Raw genomic sequence first — 20,067 nt, 5'->3', positions numbered from 1 at the left:
CGGGGCGGACGGCGCCCGAGGGGCTTCGTCCGCCGCCGCCTCGCCAACCAGCCCGCCGCCCAGGCTCTGTTTCACGCCGGCTCACCTCGCCGGCAGGGACACCAGACCGTGCAGGGACCAGTGGTCGGACTTCCCGGACGTCGCCGAGACCCGGCAGTCGACGAAGTTCGCGTCCAGCGGGGCGAAGAGGTAGTCCAGCTTCCTCGTGGGCTTGCCTCCCGAGCCGTTGGCGGTGAACTCACCCGCACGGGGCTTCGTGGGGTCGTCGCCCTGGGAACATTCGAGGTAGTGGTCGTAGACGGGGACGAGCGCGGAACTCGGCCCGCCTTCGGGGACGCCCGCGCCGAGGGCGGGCGGTACGACGTTCATGTCACCGCCGAACACCGGGCGGTAGCCCCAGTCCTCCCACTGGTCCGCCAGCTTCCGCAGTTCCTGCCCCTGCTCGATGCGCCAGGAGCCGTCCTTGGTGAGGTCGTCGTAGGGCGGCCCCGCACTGAGGTGCCCGGTGCACACGACGACGGTCCGCGAGGGGATGGTCGCGCACAGCGCGCTGCGCTGCTCCTTGTCGGACGGGGAGGAGAAGTCGTAACGCTGGTAGAAGGTGTTCTCGTCGGGTACGGCGATCGCCACACCGTACGCGCCCCGGTCGAGCCGGTCCGGGGCCGGACCCATGGCGCACTGCTTCTGGACGTCGACCCCGTCCACCCGGTTGTGGATGGGCGCGAACCTCACGTCCCACGACCGGCCGGTCTCGCTCTCCAGCATCCGCTCCACGGGCTTGGCGTGCTTCTCGCAGAACTCCTGGAAGAAGACGGCATCGGGGTACTCCCCGTTCACCTTGAGCCGTGCCCTGATGGCATCGGTGAGTTCCACGGCCCCGGCGCGGTCGTCCGACCAGCCGCAACGATCGTTGTTGTTACCGCAGACGTTCCAGGTCATCACGTCGAGCCGGGTCCCGGCGACGGGTCCCTGAGGCACCTGGGGAGGTGTCCCCTGCCCAGGGTTGCGGGAACTGTACACGGGCTCCAGCAGGAACTTGACGGGCGTGTCGGACGTCGTCCGAAGCGTGCCGTCGGCGTCGATGCCGACGTACCGCTGGGCATACCCGTCCGCCACGGTCTTGAAGGTCACCCAGTGGGAACCGGCCTTCTCGCCCGGTCCGGCCGGCGAGAAGGCCGTCTCGAACTGCTGCCACGAGCCGAGATTTCCACCCCGGGCCCGCAACATGCCCTGCCGGTCACCCGCGTCGCCGAGTTCCGGCGTGGCGAAGAAGCCCGTGACCTCGGAGCGCAGGCTGGTGATGTTCTGCCCCGGATGGTTGGTGTGGATCGTGAACCGCTCCCACGACTTCACCTCGGTGCTCACCGCCCGCAACCGCCACTCGTACTGCCCGGTGTCGTTCATCTCCACCCGGACGTACTTGCCGTTGGGTGCCCGCAACGCCCATTTCTGGCCGGCCGACTTCTCCACCCACACGGCGTCCGCCGACACGTCGGTGGCCGCGGCGATTCCGGCCGCGGCCAGAACCAGCGCGGTCACCAGAGCGATGACGGATGTGAGTGCGCCTGCCGAACGACGCATGTTCCCCCCTTGATACCTGGTACTGATACCTGATGGCCGGCTCGGCCCAGGTGCGCCTGAGCACACCACAGGCGTGAGCCTGGAGGCGTGGCCTGGTTGATCATCCCCCGACCCAGCCTATCCGCGGGGCCGACCCAGGCGAGGGGAGCGGAGGGACCACCGGGACCACGTCTGAGGCAGGTGCTGTCCGGATCGGTCCCCTTGCTCCAGGGTTCCCTGGTGGTCGTACATGTCGTCCTGTCTCTGTGGTTCCGTCGCTGGGGGGAGAGGGCCGAGGACGGCGACTGCGGCCAGGACCGGCAAGGCGGTCTCCGCGTCGGCGGTGCCCGCGCCGGTGGCGAAGGCGATGCCGGGGGGCGGAGGCGCCATCACGCGGGAGGCGAAGGGGCGCCCTGCTCCAGCCGGCGGGGCTCGCGGTGCGCTCGGCCCCGGGACGAAGCCTCGCAGCCGTCCGTTCACCAGGCAGCCGGCCCGAGGTGAGCGTCCAGCGCGGCTTCGATGAGCCGGTCGGGGCCGCCATCGCCGGGGCCGCCGAGAGCGAGTTGCAGACCGTCCCAGGACCACAGTTGGGCGATGCCGTGCAGATTCGTCCACAGGGCGGCCGCGGTGACGGCCGCAGGAGGCTCCACCGCCTCTGCCCGGCACCGGGCGACGAGGTCCACGACGCGCTCGAACATCGGGAGCGTCGCCTCCCGCAGCCGGGGTCCGTCCCCCGCTTCGTGCTGCCGGTTCCTGTCGAGCAGGTCGTGACGGAACACCAACTCGAACATGCCGCGCCGCGCCGTTCCAGCGCATAGGTGACATACACCCGCGCCAGCGCCGCCAACTTCTCTCTCGGCGCGGCGGTTTCGGCCGTGGCTTCGGCGGAGCGCGCGCCCAGTTCCTCGAAGCCCCGGCGGGCGATGGCCGACAGCAGCGCCCGGTGCGTCGGAAAGTGGCGCCGCGGCGCACCGTGCGACACACCCGCACGGCGGTCGATCTCCCGCAGGCCGACGAAAGCGGTGCCCTCGGAGAGGGCCAGCTCCACTCCCGCGTCGACGAGCCGTTCCCGCAGCGCCCCGTCAAGGTCCATAGACAGCGTCCACCAGGCTCCGTGTGCACCGTCCAGTGCCCGGCTCGGCTCGCCTGTGGATCCAGCCGCGGGGAGTGAGTTCAGTTCGCGGCCGGGCGTGAAGCGCGGCTCCCGCGCAATTGCGGCGAAGGCCCTCGGGCCCGGTGCGTGGGCGTCATAACCATCGGCTATCACGACGGGTCTTGGACCGGCAACGGGTCGGGCTTGCAAGGTGATTCACGCACGGACCGCCGAGAACAGCGGATCACCCGGCACAAGGAGCGGAACATGCGCAGGGTACGGCCGGTGGCCGGGGCGAGCAGCGGGCTCGGCCGGGCGAGCTTCGAAGCGGCGGTGCCCGCGGACGACATCGTGGTCGCCCCCGGGCTCCCGTCCCGCACACCCACCTTCGAGAACGTCTCAGGAGCGCCCTGATGAAATTCCTGCTCAAGCCCTCCCGGGTCACCCGCCCCGCGGGCTCGGCTCCGAAGGCGGCCCGAGGCGGATCCCCGGCGGTGCTCGGTGCCGCTCTGCTGGGCTTCTTCCTCATCTGCCTGGACGCGTTGATCGTCACCGTCGCGCTGCCCGGCATCGGCCGCAGCCTCGGCGGCGGCATGTCCGGCCTGCAATGGGTGGTGGACGGATACACGCTGGTCTTCGCCGCCCTGATGCTCTCCGCGGGCGCCCTCTCCGACCGCATCGGGGCCCGGCGGGCGTACGGCGGCGGCCTTGTGGCCTTCGCACTGGCCTCGGCCACGTGCGGACTCGCGCCGAGCCTCGGCGTGCTGGTGGCGGCGCGACTGGTCCAGGGAGGTGCGGCGGCGGTGATGATGCCCACGTCGTTGGCGCTGGTCCGGCAGGGCTTTGCCGACCAGGCGAAACGGGCTCGGGCGATCGCCGTCTGGACGGTGGGCGGCGCGGTCGCGGTGGCGGCCGGGCCGGTGCTCGGCGGAGCGCTCACCGCCTCCCTGGGCTGGCGGTGGATCTTCTTCGTCAATCTCCCGGCAGGCCTGCTCGCGCTCGCGCTGCTGGCCCGCGTGCCGGCCTCTCCACGGCTGTCCTCGCGGCTGGACGCGGCCGGGCAGGTGACGGCGATGGTCACGATGGGTGCGCTGACGTACGGCGTGATCGAGGGCGGCGCGGGGGGTTTCGGCCGGCCGTCGGTGGTGGCGTCGCTGCTGGTGGCCGCGGCCGCGGCAGGTGCCTTCCTCGCCGCGCAGGCCAAGGGCGCGCACCCGATGCTTCCACTGCCGCTGTTCCGCTCGCGGGTGGTGGCGGTCTCCTTGGTGGTCGGCTTCATGCTCAACGCCGCCTACTACGGCGGGGTGTTCGTCTTCAGTCTCTACCTGCAGCAGGAGCGCGGGCAGACCGCGTTGCACGCGGGCCTGCTGTTCATTCCGATGACGGCACTGGTCGCAGTGGTGAACCTGGCCTCGGCGAAGCTGGCCGAGCTGTTCGGCCCGCGCGTGCCGATGGTGGCGGGCCAACTGGTCGCAACCGCCGGGCTACTGGCACTGCTCACCGTCGGCGCGCACACCGGCGTATGGTCGGTGGCGGCGTTGATGGTGCCGGTCGGCCTCGGCGGGGCCCTGGCGGTCCCGGCCCTGACCGCTTTGCTGCTCGACGCCGTGCCCGGCGACCGAGCGGGCACCGCGTCAGCCGTGCTCAACACCGGCCGCCAGGTCGGCGGTGCGATCGCGGTGGCAGCCTTCGGGGCGCTGCTGTCGGGAGCGGACACGTTCCTGACCGGCATGCGGTGGAGCATGTCGCTCGCGGCGGCCGGACTCCTGCTGACGGCGGGCGCGACGCTGACGCTGCCCCGGGGAGGGCGCCGGGCCGCGAAGTCGTGAGCTGCGCGGGGGAGTTCGGCGCGGCTGAGTTCGGCCGCGGACCGCACCAGCCCTCCCGTCCCGCGAACAGGATCGTCTCCCTTCAAGCGGGACGGCACCTGCGCAGAGACGATCCGGCAAGAGCTGCGACCGGCAGGGACACCAGAGGTCCTAGCCGTCGATGTCGAGCGCCGTGCCGTACAGGCGGTCCACCTTCAACCGGATGACGACCCGGCGCTCGGTGACCAGCTGCTTCAGGAACGCGCCTTCGTCCTCCGGCTTCGAGGCTCGCCGGATCATCCCGAGCAGCTCCCGGCCCACGGCGTCGCCGGGAACGGCCGTGGCCTCGGAGACCTCGGCCTCGCCTTCGGCGACGGCGAACGACCACACGTCGCCGCCCTCACATGAAGCGCCGCACGCGGGTTGCGCCGCAGATGCCCGACCTTGACCCGGTCGGCCGTCGTCGAGAACCGCACCACGCGGGCTTCGGGGTCCCAGCTGTACACCATGGTGGTCAGGTGGGGATGGTCGCCGTGCGCGGCCTGGTGCGCGGCCCGGTCGAAGTCGTCCACGGCGTGCCCGTGTGCCGGCCACGCCGACGCGCCGGACGTCCTCAGTCACGTCCAGCACGGACTGGTCCGCGCTGGAGTCCAGCATGCGCGGTGTGCTGCTCCGGCCGGAGCAGGCCGCCTACGAACAAGCCCGGCTCCTGGTCGACCAGCGCTTCGACGACGTCCGCCCCCGGGCCATCGCCTACCCGGCCGACGTCCATGACGTCCGCGCGTGCGTGAACTTCGCCCGGTCCGGCCGCGTTCCCCCGGCGCTGCGCCCGGGTGGGCACAGCTACGCCGGTTACTCCACCGGCCCCGGACTGCCGCTCGGCCGGTGCCCCACCATCGGACTGGCCGGGGTCACCCTCGGCGGGGGGCTGAGCGCGTTCACCAGAGCATGGGGGCCGGCCTGCGACCGCCTGCGCGAGATCGAGATCGTCACCGCCGACGGCCGAATCCGCCAAGTGCGCCGTGGGTGGGTGCCGAGTGGGGCGCGGTGGCCGGCGAGCGAGGCACAGCGGTGTGCCCGGCCGGGGCGTGGGCGGGGGAGGCGGAGCACCCGAAGGACGGCGGTGCCGGCAGGGCTTCGGGCGCCGGGGCCGTACGCTGCAGCGGCCTGCGTCGGGCGAACCACAGCACGGCCACCGTGTACAGCGCGACGCCCGCGAGGTCGAGCATGACGGTGGGCAAGGTCGCGTCGGCGGCCGTCTCGTCGCTGCTCAAACCGTCGACGACCGCCGCCGACAGGCCGAAGGCCAGCAGGTTGTTGACCGCGTGCAGACCGATGGTCGCCTCCAGGCCACCGGTGCGGACGGTCAGCCAGCCGGCGAGCATGCCGAAGACGACGAGCTCGGCGAAGCCCCACAGCGTGCCCCAGCCGTGAGCGGCGGCGAAGACAACGGCCTGCGGCGCCACCGCACACCACGGTGAGCGGACGAAGGCACCTACGGACTGGAGCAGCCAGCCGCGGAAGAGGTACTCCTCGGCGGCCGACTGCAGAGGAACGAGGACGACGAGCATCGCCAGCGCGGGCAGGAACACCTCCCAGGCCGCCCACCCGGACGGCGCCACGTCCTGCCCCGGCAGCAGCAGCACGACTGCGCAGGACAGGGCGAGAACCGGCAGCGCCACCAGCACGCAGACCCCCAGCCACCGCCACCGCAGCCCGCCGGCGACCGACGACGCCGTACCTGCGGGCCGGCGGCAGATCCAGCCGACGGCGATCAGGACGAACGGTATGACGGATGCGAGCAGCAGCAGATCGATGGCCGTGTTCGTCACCGGCCCGAAGTCGACCAGGCCGTCCTGGTCCTCCGGACGGCCCCAGAGGTCCCCCAGTACGGTGGAGGCAAGGGTGATCACCCCCAGAGCCGTCGTCCATGCACCGACGATGAACAGCGTTCCCGTCACCGGCCGCCACCAGCGGTGCAGACGCGAGATGTGGGCAAGCCGGTGAAACGGGAGCGGCGGTGCGGAGGGCGGAGGCGCAGACATCATGGTCACAGCTTGTCCGGCAGGCCGGCCTCCGTCGTCGGCCGCCCGCACGATCTGCGCCTCTATCGCAAGGTAGAGATGGCCTTGTTCGGCGAGGCGGGAGGGCCGGGCGTCGTGCCGTCCGGCGGCGCCGTAGGCTCGAGCGGGACATGGAGAACGCACGCAACTGGCTGCTTCCCGCACTGCTCGCGGCGGGCGAGGCCCTCTGGCTGGGGACCGGGGCGGCTCGGGCGGCAGAAGCCGTGCCGGGGCCTGCGGGCACCTTCGGCGTGCTGTGCGGCCTGACCGTCCAGACGGTCGCCCTGGGCCATCGCCGCCGGACACCGGTAGGGGCACTGACGTGGACGGCGGCCGCTTCCGTCCTGGGACAGGTGTCCTGGCCGGACGGTTACCTCGGCATCGGCACGCTGGTCGCGCTGTACTCCCTCGCGGTCCACTGTCAGGCGTCCGTGACCCTGCGGGCGGTCGCGGCGGTGATCGGCGTGGAATGGCTGCTGTCCCTCGCCCGTGTCGGCCCACGGCCCGAGTTCGTGCTGGAGATGGCGCTCGCGACGGTCCTCTACGCGCTCTGCGCGGGCCTCGGCGAGGGGCGGCGGCAATGGCTGGCCGGACGGCTCACCGCGGCCCGGCGGCTGGCCGCCGCCGAGGACCGCAGACGGCGGGCGGCCGAGACCGAGCGCGAGCGTCTGGCTCGGGAACTGCACGATGTGAGTGCCCATCACCTGACGTCTGTCGTCGTCACCGTGGACGCCGCCCGCCGGCTCGGTGACAGCAGACCCGGCCTGCGGGCGGACGCCCTGGCGTTCGCAGAACGCACCGGCACCGAAACACTCACCGCCCTGCGGTGGTTGGCCGGCTTGCTCCAGGACGCGGACCGGCCCGAGCCGTCGCAGCCGATGACCGCGCGTATCGAGGCGCTTGTCGCCGACTTCGGCAGGCTGGGCCGCCCCATCAGCACGGAGATCGCCCCCGACCTGGCGGGCCGGGCGGCTGAGGCCGCTTGGGGCATCGTTCGCGAAGCCCTCACCAACGCGCTGCGCCACGCGCCCGGGACAGCGGTGCGGGTGCGCCTGCGGCGCACCGGCGGGCAGCTCGTACTGACGGTCGCCAACACCGCGCCACGTGCCACCGCCGCACCGCATCCGGCAACCGCTCTGGGATCGGGCCGGGGGCTCGACGGCATGCGGAGGCGGGCGGCTGCGGTCGGCGGACAACTGACCGCGAGCCCCGGTCCGGACGGCGGCTGGCAGGTGCGGGCGACGCTGCCCGACGACACCGGTCCGCGGCCCGCGACCGTTCCACGCCCACGCCGACGCCGCGACGCACTGCGCGGACAGCGCCTGTCCGAGGCAGCCCTCACCGCCACCGCCGCGGCCCTGCCACTGTTCGTCGCGCTCGCCGACATGGAGAACCGGGCGGGCGGCAGCCACCGAGGGGGCATCGGCGGCTTGGCCGTCCTCGCCATGCTGACCACTGCGCACGCAACTCCACTGCTGTGGCGGCGGCGCGCCCCCCGGGCCGGCCTCACCGGCGTACTGGCAGCGGCCTGGCTGTGGCCGCCGGCCGTCGCCTGCTCCCTCCTGCCCGCCTCGATGGCGCAGTTCCTGGCCGCAGGCCTCGTCACCGAAGCACTCGCGGTCCACGCTGTCGCCGTGTACGGACCCGCACCCCTCAGCACCTGGTCACTTCCCCTCGTGGCCTCGACTGCCTCGGCGGTGGTGCTGCCGGTCACGGCCGGTGCCGACGGGACACTCGGCGGCCTGCCCGCCTCGTGGACGTCGACCCTCGTCATGGCCGCGGTGACATGGGCCCTGCTGACACCGGCGTTCGTACTGCTGTGGACTGCCGGACTCGCCGTCCGGCGCCGTCGGCTGCGCGTGCTGGTGCGCGAGCACCACGCGCTCGCCAGTTCCGCGTGGCAGGCCGGGGTGGCGGCGGAGGCCGAACGACGGCGACTGGCGGCGAAACTACGCGAGGCGGTCCTGGACCGCACCGCCCTCGTGGCCGAACTCGCCCGCCGAGGACGGCTGGACGACATCGCCGACGCGGCACGTTCAGCCCTCGCCGCGATGCGTGAGCTGCTCCACAGCCTCGACGGAGCCGACCGTCCCGGTCAGCGGTTCGCACCGTCCCCCACCACCGCCGACCTCGGATCACTCTGCCACGGGCTGCGGGCGGCAGGACGAGACGTACGGCTGCGCGGCCTGGCCGACACGGCTTCGGAACTGCCGCCGACGGTGGCCTTGCTGGCGTACCGGATCGTGGCGTCCGCCCTCGACGCCGGTGACCCGGGACCGGCTCGGGTCACGCTCCGGCGGCGCCGCGGCACCCTGCACATCACGGTCTCGGGAGTACCTCTCGCGGTCACCGGTCCGGTCGCGGAACGCCTGCGGGTGCAGGCCGACGCGGGGGAGGGGCGCATCACCTTCGCTCCGACCGGTACCGTACGAGTGTCACTGCCTGCCTCACCACATCGACCCTGGGCCCAGGAGGTGCCGCCGTCACCACACACGTAATGGTCGTCGACGACCAGTCGGTGGTCCGCGCCGGTTTTGCGGCCATGGTGGATGCCGAACCCGACCTGGCTGTCGTGGCGGAGGCGGGAGACGGGGCGTCGGCAGTGGAACTCGCGGCGGCCCACGCACCCGATCTCGTCCTGATGGACATCCGCATGCCCGGCATGGACGGGCTCACCGCCACCCGTTTCATCACCGCGCTGGAGACCCGGCCCAAGGTGCTGGTGCTCACGACCTTCGATCTGGACGAGTACGTGTACGAGGCGCTGCGCGCCGGTGCGTCCGGCTTCCTGCTCAAGGACGCTCAGCCGGAGGAACTGATGAGCGCCATCCGGGTGGTGGCCGCCGGTGACGGCATCCTCGCCCCTGGTGTCACCCGTCGGCTCATCGACACCTTCGCCCAGGTCGCACCGTTGCCGTCCCGGACCCCCGAGCCCCTGACCCGGCTCACCCCGCGCGAGCGCCAGGTGCTCCTGCACATCGCCTCGGGCATGACCAACGCCGAGATCGGCGCCGAACTCGGCGTGGCCACGGGCACGGTCAAGACCCATGTGAACGCGCTGCTGGCCAAACTCGGGCTGCGCGACCGGGTCCAGGCGACGATCCTGGCGTACGAGAGCGGTCTGGTCCGTCCCGGCGGCCCGCCCGCGGTGTGACCCGGGCGGGCCGGCACGGCTGGGCGGGGCACCCGGCGCCGGCCGGCCCCTTGTCTGCGTCCGGTACCGGCGCCGGTGCGCATCGAACCCGCGCTCCCGTGCACGCCGGAATGGGGGATGCTGCGTGAGGAACTCCAAGCGGCAGGCGTCGAGTTGGTGGTTTCTCCCAATGGGGGCGACCGCCGGTCGCTGACTAGCGTCGGGTCCTGGAATCGCCGGGTGTGCCGCCTGGGTGTGCTGTGCCACGGGTCCCTGCCCGGCCTGTCGGAAGTGAGAGCGAGCGTGACGAGCGCAACGGGCAAGCTGGGACACGCGTTGCGAGCGGGCGGAGTGACGCCGGTCCTGGCGGCCGCTTTCCTCTGGGGCACGGTCGGACCGGCCCAGATCCTGGCCCACAGCAGTGCGACGCCGGCGGCGATCGGCGCATGCCGGATGCTCCTGGGGGGCCTGGTCCTGGGGTTGATCACGGCGCGGCCGGCCGGCGTCCGTTCCCTGTGGCGGCCGGGCCGCCGTGGATGGATGGCGGTGAGTGTCCTGGTCACCGCGGCCTTCCAGGTGTGTTTCCTGGAAGCGGTGGACCGTGAGGGCGCCGCCCTGGCCACCGCCGTCACCTTCGGCACCGTCCCGGTCGTGTCCGGGCTGTGCGGGCGGGCGCTGGCCGGCGAACGGCTCGGCGGGGCGTGGGCCTGCGGCACCGTGTGCGCCGTCGCCGGTATAGCCCTGCTCCTGCTACCCGCCGACGGGCAATCGGCTGACAGCACGGGTGTGCTTCTCGGGGCAGTGGCCGGGGCCAGTTTCGGTGTGTACATAGCGGCGACCAAACAGCTCGGACAACGCGGAGCGGACACCGCTGCGGCCGCCCCGGTGAGTGTCTTCGGCGCCGGAGTCCTCGCGCTGCCGTGGGTGCCGGCCGGCCCGGACGGGCTCGCCGAGCCACGGGCGCTGCTCCTGATCGCCTGGCTGGCCCTCGGTACGACAACGCTGGGGTACCTGCTGTTCACCTGGGGCGTGACCCGGATCAGCGGGGCGACGGCCGGAACGCTCAGCCTGGCCGAGCCACTGGTCGCCACCGTGCTCGGGGTACTGCTGCTGGGGGAACGGCCGGGTGCGCCGGCAGTGGCAGGCTCGGCGCTGCTGCTCGGTGGGCTGGTCCTGGTCTCGCTGCCCGCCCGGCGCCCGCCCCCTCCGCGGTGACAGCCGCCGACCGCCGGCGGTGACCGCGGCCGGCCCGGGCGGCAGTGCCGGTCCCGGGCGACAGGACCGGCCCCGAACGGTGCGGGTGACCCGCCGCCGGGCGGTCCGGCGTACGGCCTCGCCCCTGCGTCCCCCGGACGCGGCCGATGTGGCCGACGAAGCCGACGAAGCCGAGGCGGGGGCCGTGGGGCTGTGGAGCGCCGCTCAGCGGTCCTGGTAGGAGGACATCGCCTCGTTCACCCGGCTGGAGAAGAACAGCGGCCCGATGGCGTCCGCCCAGGCCATCCCCTCCGGTGTCAGGCGCAGCAGGCCGCCGTCCCGGTCCAGCCAGCCGCGCTCGCCGAGGAGGGCGAACTGGGCGGGGAAGTCGTCCTGCGGCAGGGAGCCGAACCGGCCGCGGTAGAGCTCCGTGTGCAGGCCCTCCGCCTCCAGCAGCATGCTGAGGACGGACATACGGCGGCGTTCGTCGTCGTCCATGCGGAAGGACCACTGCGTGCGCCGGAACTCGTCCGTGGGTGTCGCGATGTAGTCGTCGATGATGCGCCTGACCTCCGGCACCGCGACAGCGTAGTCGGTCGTGTAGTGCAGGTCCGTGGTGAAGGACCGGGCGCCGACCCCCAGGCCCACCATCCCGGCCTGCTGGTTGTACTCGCTGATGCTGCTGTCACCGGCCGCTTCGACGGCGGCGGTGCCGATCCGGCTGAAGACCCGCATGGACGTCTGCCGGTAGCCGGCGGCGAGCAGGTGGTCGCGGCCGAAGCGGTACAGCCCGAGCCGCTGCTCGTCCCAGTCGGCGGTGCTCTTGTCGTGGCGGTCCATGAGCCCGGTCAGCGGCCTGACGTAGAGCGGGTAGAGGTATATCTCCTCGGGCTCCCAGCTGAGCGCCGCGTCCAGCGACACCTTGAAGCTCTGCTCCGTCTGACCGTCGATGCCGTAGATGAGGTCGATGTTGAGGATCGGGAAGGCGGCCTCCTTCAGCCGGGTGAGGGCTGCTTCCACCTCCTCCCGCTTCTGCGGCCGGACAGCGGCCCGTGCCTCCGCCTCGACGAAGCTCTGCACGCCGATGCTGAGCCGAGTGGCGCCGCGCTCGGCCAGGACGGCGAGGCGGTCGGGGGTGGCGGTGGCCGGAGAGGTCTCCACCGACCAGGGGATCGCGCCGAGGTCCGCGCCCATCACGTTCTCGCAGATGTCGCAGAGCCTGGCCAGCTCGTCCGCCGTGAGATACGTGGGCGTGCCGCCGCCGAACGCCGCCAGGGTGAAGCGCGGATCGCCGTTGGCCTCCAGCGCCTGCCGTGTCGCGCCTGCCTGCCGCTCCAGCGTGCTCAGGAACGCACGGGTCACGTCCTCGGGCGCGCCGGTGCGGGTGAAGAGGTTGCAGAAGCCGCAGCGCATCTCGCAGAACGGGATGTGCACGTAGAGGGAGAGCGAGTCGAGCCGTTCACCTGCCCACACGTCGGTCAGCAGGGGGCGGTCCGCTTCCAGCCGGTACGCCTTCTGGTGCGGGTAGGCGTACACGTACTGGTGGTACGGCGTCGTCGGCCCGTCGGGGACGGAGCGGGAGATGTGAAGGGGTAACGAGGTCGCCACTGAGCGATGCTTCCTTCCGGAGTTCGATCACGTTCGCAGGTCGCGCCGTGTAGCAGCTTGGTGGACGCAGGGTTACTGGCGACATGGGGCGAAGCGCCAAAGTAAATGGCCTCCCCTTTACCCAAGTTGGCGTCTTCAGCGACTTGCGGTGGCCCCGCGGGCATGACATGGGCGCCACCGGGACCAGGGCAGCAGTCCGTCACCCCCTGGAATCGGCGCCCCGCATGGGATACCTATGTCGCCCATGAAGCGACTTCTCTTGGCCGCCGGCGGCGGTGGTGACGCCATCACGACCGCCATGGTGCACGGCGCCCTCCACGGGCCCCACGAGCCCGCGCTGATCCTCACCTACGCCTGGGAGCGGCTGGTCGTCGACCCGGTGCCCGGCCCGCGCCGGCCGTCCGACTTCACCGGCACCGTCCCCGCGGGCCCCACGCTGCGGTTGGTCACCCCCGACTCCGCGCCCCGACCGCCCGCCGGGTCGCTTCTGCCCCGCCTCGCGGCCGACCTGCGGCCCGAACTGGGACTGCTGGACCCCCACGGAGGGGCGGTGGGGCTCGCGCGGCAGATCGGGGAGGCCGCCGCTCACTGCGGCGTCGATCACGTCGACGTGGTCGACGTAGGGGGTGACGTCCTGGCGCGGGGCACCGAGCCCACCCTCCGCAGTCCGCTGGGCGACGCCCTCGCGCTCGCCGCCTGCGCCCGCGCCGGGATCTCCGCCTCGGTGCACGTGGCCGGTCCCGGGCTCGACTCGGAGGTCCCGGAAGCCGCGCTGCTGCCTCTGCTCGGCAGCCCCTGGCACACCCTGACCGCTGCCGACACCGAGCCGGTGCGGCGCGTCTTCGACTGGCACCCCTCGGAGGCGAGCGCCCTGCTGGTCGCGGCGGCCCGGGGCATCCGAGGCGTCTGCGGGACACGTGATGCGCCGCGGCCGGTCACCCTGACCGAGGCCAGCCCCAACGTCTACCGGCTCACCCTGGACCGGTCCCTGGAGATCAACGCGCTGGCGGGAGCCCTCGCCGCAAGCGCCGACCTGCACGAGGCGGAGCAGGCGAGTCTGCGGGTGTGCGGGTTCTCCGAGATAGCCCGAGAGCGGGCCCGCGCCGCCCGGCTTCGCGCGCCCGCCGCCACACAGGCCGCGACGCGGGTCGCACCCGCCCCGGCCGAACACCTCTCCGTGGCCGAGCGCTTCGCTCAGTGGGAGCGGCGGACGGCGCGCAGCGGCATCGCCTACGTCACCACCCGCCGCATCGCCGAGGAACTGACCCTGGACCAGGCCCAACTGGCGCAACTGCGACGGCATCTCGGCACGGCTCGACCGGCCCGGCACATCCCGCCGCTGTGGCGCCTGGCCCCGACCGGGCGGTGAGGGCGGCGAAGCGGCGCCCAGAGCCCGAGTTCCGTCCGCCGGCCGCGGGTGTCACGCCCGGGCGGCGGGCGTGCTCGCGCAACTCGGCCGGAGGGCGGCCGGTCGGGCGCGGTCGGCCGTCCCGCTCCCCCCGCTGGCCTCCCGGAGGCACGGGAGGACTGCTTTCACAGCCGGGCAGGGTGTGCCTTCATTCCCGGTGACCGGCGGTCGTGAGGGTGCCCTCGATGAGGTCGCGCAACTGGGAGCGGGCGGTGATGCCCAGCTTGGGGAAGCTGCGGTAGAGGTGTGAGCCGACCGTGCGCGGGGAGAGGAAGAGCTTCTCGCCGATCTCGCGGTTGGTCAGCCCGCGGGCGGCGAGCCTGATGATCTGCTGCTGTTGCGGCGAGAGTTCCGCGAGCGCGTCGGGGGCCGTGTCCGTGACGTCGAGGCCGGCGGCGCGCGATTCGGCTCGCGCGCGCTCGATCCAGGGGCGGGCGCCCAGACGCCGGAAGGTCTCCAGGGCCTCGGTGAGCGGCGCCCGCGCCTCTGCGATGCGCCGACGGCGCCGCAGCCACTCGGCGAGGTCGAGCAGGCTCTGGGCGCGTTCGAAGGGCCAGTGCTCGAGCACCGGGTCGGCCAGGGCAGTCCGGAAGTGCGGTTCGGCATCCTCGGGGTCGGCCAGCAGGCCACGGGCCCGGCTGATCAGTGCGTGCAGCCGGGGTGAGGTGCCCTCGCCGAGCGATCGTGCGCAACGCTCGACGATCGCTGCGGCTTCCTCCCGGTGGCCGCAGCGCACGGCCGCTGCGGCGAGATCCGCGACGGCAGGGTAGGAGGCGTGGTAGTGCACGGGCGCGCCCTGCGCCGTGAAGACCGTGCGGAGCTGCTCGTAGGCGGTCTCGTACGCGCCCTCCGCGGCGGCCGCGGCACCGAGCGCACGACGGGCATAGACGAGGACCGAGCGGCTTTCCAGCGGATCGACCAGGGCCAGTGCCTCCTCGGCCCGGGCGCGGGCCGCCGCCGCGTCCCCCCGGTAGGCCAGCACGGTGGCATCCACCGTGGCCACGCAGGCCACGGCGTGGTCGAGGCCGGCCGCACGGCCCACCGCGGCGGTGCGGGCGCAGGCCTCGCGGGCCTCGTCCCACCGTCCTCGTTCCACATACGCCCAGGCGACCGCGCCACCCAGCCCGTGCGGCAGCACCCCCTGCTCCCGCCAGCGGTCGAAGGCCCCGTCGAAGGCCCGGACGGCCTGCGGGGTCTCGTCCAGCAGCCACGCCATGATCCCGACGGCGGTGAGCTGCTCCGGGCGGGTGTCAGCCTCGGCGGCCAACCACGGGAGCAGGGACACGAGTTCGGCCCGGTCGGCGAAGGGATCCGTCACGGCTCGCGCCCAGCTGCGCGAGCCCGTGGATGCCGCGCCCTCGGGAATACGGGCCAGGATGTCCTGGACACGGTGGCGCTGGGTGTCCTCTCCGGAGTAGAAGCGGACCACGGCGGCGCCGGCCAGGAGATCGAGTGCGGCGGCGGGCTGATGGTCCGCCAACTGCTCAGCGGCTGCGGTCAGCCGGGAGAAAACCGCGGCGTGGCGCGCGGTCAGGACCGCCAGCCGTCCGCTCTGCACGGCCGCGGACGCCAGCAGAGCCGGGTCGTCGGTGCGGTCGCGTGCCGCGGCGGTCAGTTCCTCGACCCAGGGGAGGTTCCCTGTGAACACGGCCGCTGACGCGGCTTCGACCAGCAGCCGGGCGCTTTCCTCGCGCCGCGGTGCGAGTTCCGCCGCGCGCTGCAGCGCCTTGGCCGCCGCCGCATGGCCCCCGCGCCGACGGGCCCGGCCGGCGGTCCGCTCGAGCTCCGCCGACACGGCCGCGTCCGGGCTCGCGCAGGCGGCGGCCAGGTGCCAGGCACGCCGGTCCGGTTCGAGCCGCAGCAGCTCGGCGAGCGCGAGGTGCGCCTCGCGCCGGGCCCCCGAGGACGCGGCGTGATACACGGCGGAGCGCACCAGCGGGTGGCGGAATTGGAGGACCTGGCCGGCCCGCCGGACCAGCCCGGCCCGCGAGGCGGGCAGCCAGACGTCGTCCGCGGCCTGCGGCAGCCCGGCAGCGACGGCGACCGCGGAGTCCACGCTGTCCATCGCGGCCAGGAGCAGCAGGGCGTGTGCCGTGGCAGCGGGGAGGCCGTGCACACGGCCGGCGAAGATCCCCTCGAGGCGATCGGTGACCGGGAGCGGCCCCGCGGCCGGCGCGACCCGATCCGTGTCCTGGGCGGTGGCCGTCCTCGTCAGTTCCACCAGTGCCAGCGGGTTGCCGCCCGCCTGGTCGAGGATCCGTGCCCGGATACTGCCGGTGGGGCTCGTCGGCTGCAGGTCCAGCAGCCGCTCGGCCGCGGCGTTGCCGAGCGGCCCCAGGGCGAGCGTCGGCGCATGACCGTCGAACCCGGGGAGGGGATCGCCGCCGCGGGCCGCGATCAGCATCGTGACCGGTTCGCCTTCCAGCCTTCTGGCGGCGAAGGCCAGTGCGTCCAGGGAAGCACGGTCGAACCACTGCGCGTCGTCGAGCACCACGAGCACGGGCCGTCCGTCGCCGAGGGCCGACAGCAGGCTCAGCACGCCGACTCCGATCAGCATGAGATCGGGCGGGCCCGACTGCCGGAGCGCGCCCGGCCCCGTACCGAAGGCGTCCTGGATCGCTGTGCGCTGCCTCTGCGGCAGTCGGTCCACCTCGGCCGACACCGGCCGCAGCAACTGGTGCAGGGCGGAGAACGCAAGGCTCGACTCCGACTCGCTGCCCTCGGCCCGCAGTACGCGAGCGCCACTGGCTGCGGCCCGGCGAACCGCACGGTCCAGCAGTGCGCTCTTCCCCGTCCCCATGCCGCCGACCAGCATCAGCACCGGATCGGCCGACGCCGAGTCCACCACCCGGAAGAGGCGTGCCAGCTCGGTCTCCCGGCCGACCAACGGTTCCCCCGAACCCGGCTCCGGTCTCGTGACCGCGCCGAGGTCGCCTGTGTGCTCGTCCACGGGGTCCGTCTCCAGGGATTGTGGCTCTTCGAACGGGAGCCGCCTTGCCATGCCCCACCCAGGCTACAAGCGACCGCCCCTGGCCGAGCTGCGCGCGCGGGTGCAGTCACGTGACGCGGGTGCAGTCACGTGACGGATACCCCGCCCGCCGAGCCCGCTCGTACGGTTCAGGAAATCCCCCGAATTCCCCAGGACACCCCATGAACCACATCACGCTCGGTAATGTTGAAATCACCCGGGTATGGGAATACTTCGGCTCCGTCGAGATGACGCCCGACACCTTTTTCCCGGAAAGCCCCAAAGACGTGTGGGACGACGGCGCCTCCTGGCTGACCCCGCATTTCCTGGATCCCCACACCAACCTCGTCAATTCCGCGATCCAGACCTGGCTGCTGCGCAGCGGGGGCAGGACCATCCTCGTCGACACCGGCGTCGGCAATCACAAGGAACGCCCTTACGCTCCGGTCTGGAGCCACCTCAAGACTGATTTCCTGGCCGATCTCGCCCGGGCCGGAGTCGAGCCCGAGGACGTGGACATCGTGATCAACACGCATCTCCACGTCGATCACGTCGGCTGGAACACATACCTGGACGGCCGGCAATGGGTGCCCACTTTCCCCAACGCCACCTATCTGATGCCGAAGGACGACTTCGATTTCTGGAATCCGGAGAACGGCCACGAACCGCTGCTCGGCCGGGGCAACCAGAACGTCTTCGAGGACAGCGTGGCCCCGGTGCACCAGGCCGGGCAGACGCTGCTGTGGGAGAACAGTCACCAGATCGACGCCGATCTGCGCCTGGACGCGGCCCCCGGACACACCCCGGGCTCCTCCGTCCTGACCCTCACCTCCGGGACGGACCGCGCGGTGTTCGTCGGCGACCTGCTGCACAGCCCCGTGCAGATCCTCGAACCGGACGCCAACAGCTGCTTCTGCGAGGACCCCGCGGGCGCCCGCGCCACGCGCCGCAAGGTACTCGGGTGGGCGGCCGACAACAACGCCCTCGTGATCCCCGCGCACCTGGGCGGCCACGGCGCGGCCGAAGTGACGCGTGAGGGCGGCAAGTTCGCCGTCAAGGGCTGGGCGCCCTTCGCGCCGTACACCGAGCAGGCCTGAGACCCTACGGAAAGACACCACCGTGAACCACCACCCCGACCCCGTCGTGAACACGGCGCAGGGAGCAGTCCGCGGCCTGCGCCGACCCGACACCACCGCCTTCGTGAACATCCCCTACGCCGCGCCGCCCCGCGGCGCCGGCCGGTTCGCGCCGCCGCGGCCGCACGAGCCGTGGCACGGCGTACGGGACGCCACCGTGCCGGGGCCCAACGCACCGCAGTCCGAGCGCAGGCTCGGCAGGGTGGACATGTCCCCCTACTTCGGGCCCGGTTGGGTCCGGGGCGAGGACTACCTCACCGTCAACGTCTTCACCCCCGAAGCCGCCGCCGGCGCCGGCCTCCCGGTCATGGTGTTCGTCCACGGCGGCGGATTCGTCGCCGGATCGACACGGTCCGCGCTCTACGACGGCTCCTCCTTCGCACGCGACGGGGTCGTCCTCGTCACCCTCAACTACCGGCTGGGCGTCGCCGGGTTCCTCGACCTCCCCGGCGCTCCCGCCAACCGCGGCATGCTCGACGTCGTCGCCGCGCTGCGCTGGGTGCGGGAGAACATCGCCGCCTTCGGCGGTGACCCGCACAACGTCACCCTCTTCGGCCAGTCCGCCGGAGCGACCGTCGTCGGCGGCGTCCTCGCCACCCCACATGCCGCGGGCCTCTTCCGACGGGCGATCGTCCAGAGCGGCAGCGGCCTGGGGGCGTTCACCGCCGAGCAGGCCGCCCGCGTCACCCGGGCGGCGGCCCAGGCCCTCGGCACCGCCCCCCATGCCGACGCCTTCGCGGAGATCTCCGACGAGCGCCTGGTCGAGGCCGCGTCCCGGCTCGCCGGCATCGACCTGCGGACCGAGACCCGTCACGACCCGCTGATCGGACTGAGCCCCTTCAGCCTCGTCCTCGACACCCAGCCCGCCGCATCGCTCGCCGCCGGCCTCGGCTCCGACGTCGACCTGCTGATCGGGACCAACACCGAGGAGGGCAACCTCTACCTGGTCCCGGTGGACAAGTACGCCACCTCGACCGCCGCCGACGTCGACGACGCCGCGGCGCGCTCCCACCCCGATCCGGCACAACTCGTCGACGCCTACCGCAAGGCACGCCCCGAGGCGTCTTCCGGCGAACTGCTCTCCGCCATCATGGGCGACGCACTGTTCGGCGCGGGAAGCCGGGCGCTGGCCGACGCCCATGCCGCCCGTCCCCGGTGCGCCACCTACGCCTACGAGTTCGCCTGGCGCTCCCAGGCCCTGGACGGGCAGCTCGGCGCCACCCACGCGGTCGAGCTGCCCTTCGTCTTCGACCTCGCACACCTCTCCCGACTGCACGGCCCCGCCGCCCTGCTCGGCCCCGACAACCCCCCCGCGGATCTCGCCGCCCGCATGCACCAGACCTGGATCCGGTTCGCCACGACCGGCAACCCCGGCTGGGACCCGTACGACACCCGGCGCAGGGCCACCATGCGCATCGGCACCGAGTGGACCCAGGTCGACGACCCCCGCAGCCAGGAACGACAGGCCTGGAGCCGACTGCTCGGGTCTGCCGTGCCTGCCCACCCCCTTCGAGGAACACCATGACCAGAACCGTCATCACCAGCGACCACGCCCCCGCCCTGCCGGCCCCCCTGTCCCAAGGCATCCGCAAGGGACCCGTCCTGCAGGTCTCCGGGCAGCTCCCGCTCGACCCGGACACGGGCGAGGTCGTCGGCACCACGGTCGCCGAGCAGACCGCACAGACCCTGCGCAACGTCACCGCCGTGCTCCGGGCGGGCGGCGCGGGCCCGGAGGACGTCGTGATGCTGCGCGTGTATCTCACCGACCCCGCCCACCTGGCCGAGATGAACGAGGCCTACGCCACCGCCGTCCAAGAGCCCTTCCCCGCCCGGACCACCGTCTACATGCGGCTTCCCCCGGGACTTCTCGTCGAGATGGACGCCCTGGCAGTGCTGGAGGACTGACCAGACCCGGCGGTCGTACGGGCCACGCCTGACCGGAGCCTGCCCGTCCTCCCGGCTCCCCGTGCGGAGGCGTCCGAGTCGGCTCCGGCTCCCCGGAAGCGGACCGGGCCGTCCGCGACGGCGGCGGGAGGTGTGCCACCGCAGGCCCCTTGCTCCGCCCCCGCAGGGCCGGGCCCCGGCCACCCCTGAGG

At 72.9% G+C, this 20,067-nt stretch carries 13 protein-coding genes and 2 pseudogenes; 9 read left to right on the top strand and 6 right to left on the bottom strand.

Annotation, left to right across the window (positions count from 1 at the left end; translation table 11 throughout):
* Positions 1-81: 81 nt before the first annotated feature.
* Positions 82-1,581, bottom strand: a complete 1,500-nt coding sequence (locus tag ACFC02_RS09745; RefSeq protein ID WP_376354649.1) for an endonuclease/exonuclease/phosphatase family protein — start codon at positions 1,579-1,581, stop codon at positions 82-84.
* 455 nt (positions 1,582-2,036) lie between these two features.
* Positions 2,037-2,653, bottom strand: a pseudogene (locus ACFC02_RS09740) (TetR/AcrR family transcriptional regulator).
* A 267-nt stretch (positions 2,654-2,920) separates the two neighbouring features.
* Here ACFC02_RS09740 and ACFC02_RS09735 point away from each other — a divergent pair.
* Positions 2,921-3,067, top strand: coding sequence for a hypothetical protein (locus tag ACFC02_RS09735; protein WP_376354646.1), 147 nt, complete (start codon positions 2,921-2,923; stop codon positions 3,065-3,067).
* Positions 3,067-4,482, top strand: coding sequence for an MFS transporter (locus tag ACFC02_RS09730; protein ID WP_376354643.1), 1,416 nt, complete (start codon positions 3,067-3,069; stop codon positions 4,480-4,482). The genes ACFC02_RS09735 and ACFC02_RS09730 overlap by 1 nt, the downstream gene beginning before the upstream one ends.
* Before the next feature lie 150 nt (positions 4,483-4,632).
* Here the strand turns inward: ACFC02_RS09730 and ACFC02_RS09725 are convergent.
* Together ACFC02_RS09725 and ACFC02_RS09720 are read right to left on the bottom strand one after the other, a co-directional pair.
* Positions 4,633-4,988 (bottom strand): annotated as a pseudogene (locus ACFC02_RS09725) (pyridoxamine 5'-phosphate oxidase family protein); the annotation flags it as partial.
* A 462-nt stretch (positions 4,989-5,450) separates the two neighbouring features.
* On the bottom strand, positions 5,451-6,422 hold the full coding sequence (locus ACFC02_RS09720; protein WP_376354640.1) for a lysostaphin resistance A-like protein: 972 nt from the start codon (positions 6,420-6,422) through the stop codon (positions 5,451-5,453).
* A gap of 233 nt (positions 6,423-6,655) precedes the next feature.
* Here ACFC02_RS09720 and ACFC02_RS09715 point away from each other — a divergent pair, with 233 nt between their 5' ends.
* The 3 genes from ACFC02_RS09715 to ACFC02_RS09705 all read left to right on the top strand — a co-directional run bounded on the left by ACFC02_RS09715 (position 6,656) and on the right by ACFC02_RS09705 (position 10,872).
* Positions 6,656-9,022, top strand: coding sequence for a histidine kinase (locus ACFC02_RS09715; RefSeq protein ID WP_376354637.1), 2,367 nt, complete (start codon positions 6,656-6,658; stop codon positions 9,020-9,022).
* Entirely contained in the window at positions 9,022-9,678 is a 657-nt protein-coding gene (locus ACFC02_RS09710) for a response regulator (protein WP_376354634.1), read from the top strand. Before ACFC02_RS09715 ends, ACFC02_RS09710 begins: the two co-directional genes overlap by 1 nt.
* Positions 9,679-9,960: 282 nt before the next feature.
* Positions 9,961-10,872: a DMT family transporter gene (locus ACFC02_RS09705; RefSeq protein ID WP_376354631.1), complete on the top strand. Its 912-nt coding sequence runs from the start codon at positions 9,961-9,963 to the stop codon at positions 10,870-10,872.
* A 204-nt stretch (positions 10,873-11,076) separates the two neighbouring features.
* On the opposite strand, the gene ACFC02_RS09700 is transcribed toward ACFC02_RS09705, so the two are convergent.
* Entirely contained in the window at positions 11,077-12,459 is a 1,383-nt protein-coding gene (locus tag ACFC02_RS09700; protein ID WP_376354628.1) for an STM4012 family radical SAM protein, read from the bottom strand.
* A 244-nt stretch (positions 12,460-12,703) separates the two neighbouring features.
* On the opposite strand from ACFC02_RS09700, the gene ACFC02_RS09695 reads away from it, so the two are divergent.
* On the top strand, positions 12,704-13,828 hold the full coding sequence (locus tag ACFC02_RS09695; RefSeq protein ID WP_376354625.1) for a DUF1152 domain-containing protein: 1,125 nt from the start codon (positions 12,704-12,706) through the stop codon (positions 13,826-13,828).
* 187 nt (positions 13,829-14,015) lie between these two features.
* Here the strand turns inward: ACFC02_RS09695 and ACFC02_RS09690 are convergent, their stop codons facing one another.
* Positions 14,016-16,817: an AAA family ATPase gene (locus ACFC02_RS09690; protein WP_376354623.1), complete on the bottom strand. Its 2,802-nt coding sequence runs from the start codon at positions 16,815-16,817 to the stop codon at positions 14,016-14,018.
* A gap of 200 nt (positions 16,818-17,017) precedes the next feature.
* Here ACFC02_RS09690 and ACFC02_RS09685 point away from each other — a divergent pair, with 200 nt between their 5' ends.
* Genes ACFC02_RS09685 through ACFC02_RS09675 form a run of 3 tightly spaced genes read left to right on the top strand, consistent with a single transcriptional unit; the run spans position 17,018 to position 19,876 of the window.
* A complete protein-coding gene (locus tag ACFC02_RS09685; RefSeq protein WP_376354621.1) occupies positions 17,018-17,932 on the top strand; it encodes an MBL fold metallo-hydrolase in 915 nt (304 codons plus the stop codon).
* Positions 17,933-17,954: 22 nt separating this feature from the next.
* Positions 17,955-19,496: a carboxylesterase/lipase family protein gene (locus ACFC02_RS09680; RefSeq protein ID WP_376354619.1), complete on the top strand. Its 1,542-nt coding sequence runs from the start codon at positions 17,955-17,957 to the stop codon at positions 19,494-19,496.
* The gene (locus ACFC02_RS09675; protein ID WP_376354616.1) at positions 19,493-19,876 is read left to right on the top strand and encodes a RidA family protein; all 384 of its coding nucleotides are present in this window, start codon (positions 19,493-19,495) and stop codon (positions 19,874-19,876) included. The genes ACFC02_RS09680 and ACFC02_RS09675 overlap by 4 nt, the downstream gene beginning before the upstream one ends.
* Positions 19,877-20,067: the final 191 nt, after the last annotated feature.

Origin of the sequence: Streptomyces sp. NPDC056160, assembly GCF_042268205.1 — a bacterium.
In the GTDB taxonomy this organism is placed as follows: domain Bacteria; phylum Actinomycetota; class Actinomycetes; order Streptomycetales; family Streptomycetaceae; genus Streptomyces.
The sequence above is the reverse complement of the archived record's forward strand: the minus strand, read 5'-3'. Positions and strand labels throughout refer to the sequence as shown.

Excerpts from the sequence above, each read along its gene's own strand:
- ACFC02_RS09745 (WP_376354649.1), bottom strand. The coding sequence starts at position 1,581 with ATGCGTCGTTCGGCAGGCGCACTCACATCCGTCATCGCTCTGGTGACC.
- ACFC02_RS09695 (WP_376354625.1), top strand. The coding sequence starts at position 12,704 with ATGAAGCGACTTCTCTTGGCCGCCGGCGGCGGTGGTGACGCCATCACG.
- ACFC02_RS09685 (WP_376354621.1), top strand. The coding sequence starts at position 17,018 with ATGAACCACATCACGCTCGGTAATGTTGAAATCACCCGGGTATGGGAA.
- ACFC02_RS09675 (WP_376354616.1), top strand. The coding sequence starts at position 19,493 with ATGACCAGAACCGTCATCACCAGCGACCACGCCCCCGCCCTGCCGGCC.
- ACFC02_RS09730 (WP_376354643.1), top strand. The coding sequence starts at position 3,067 with ATGAAATTCCTGCTCAAGCCCTCCCGGGTCACCCGCCCCGCGGGCTCG.
- ACFC02_RS09710 (WP_376354634.1), top strand. The coding sequence starts at position 9,022 with ATGGTCGTCGACGACCAGTCGGTGGTCCGCGCCGGTTTTGCGGCCATG.
- ACFC02_RS09715 (WP_376354637.1), top strand. The coding sequence starts at position 6,656 with ATGGAGAACGCACGCAACTGGCTGCTTCCCGCACTGCTCGCGGCGGGC.
- ACFC02_RS09735 (WP_376354646.1), top strand. The coding sequence starts at position 2,921 with ATGCGCAGGGTACGGCCGGTGGCCGGGGCGAGCAGCGGGCTCGGCCGG.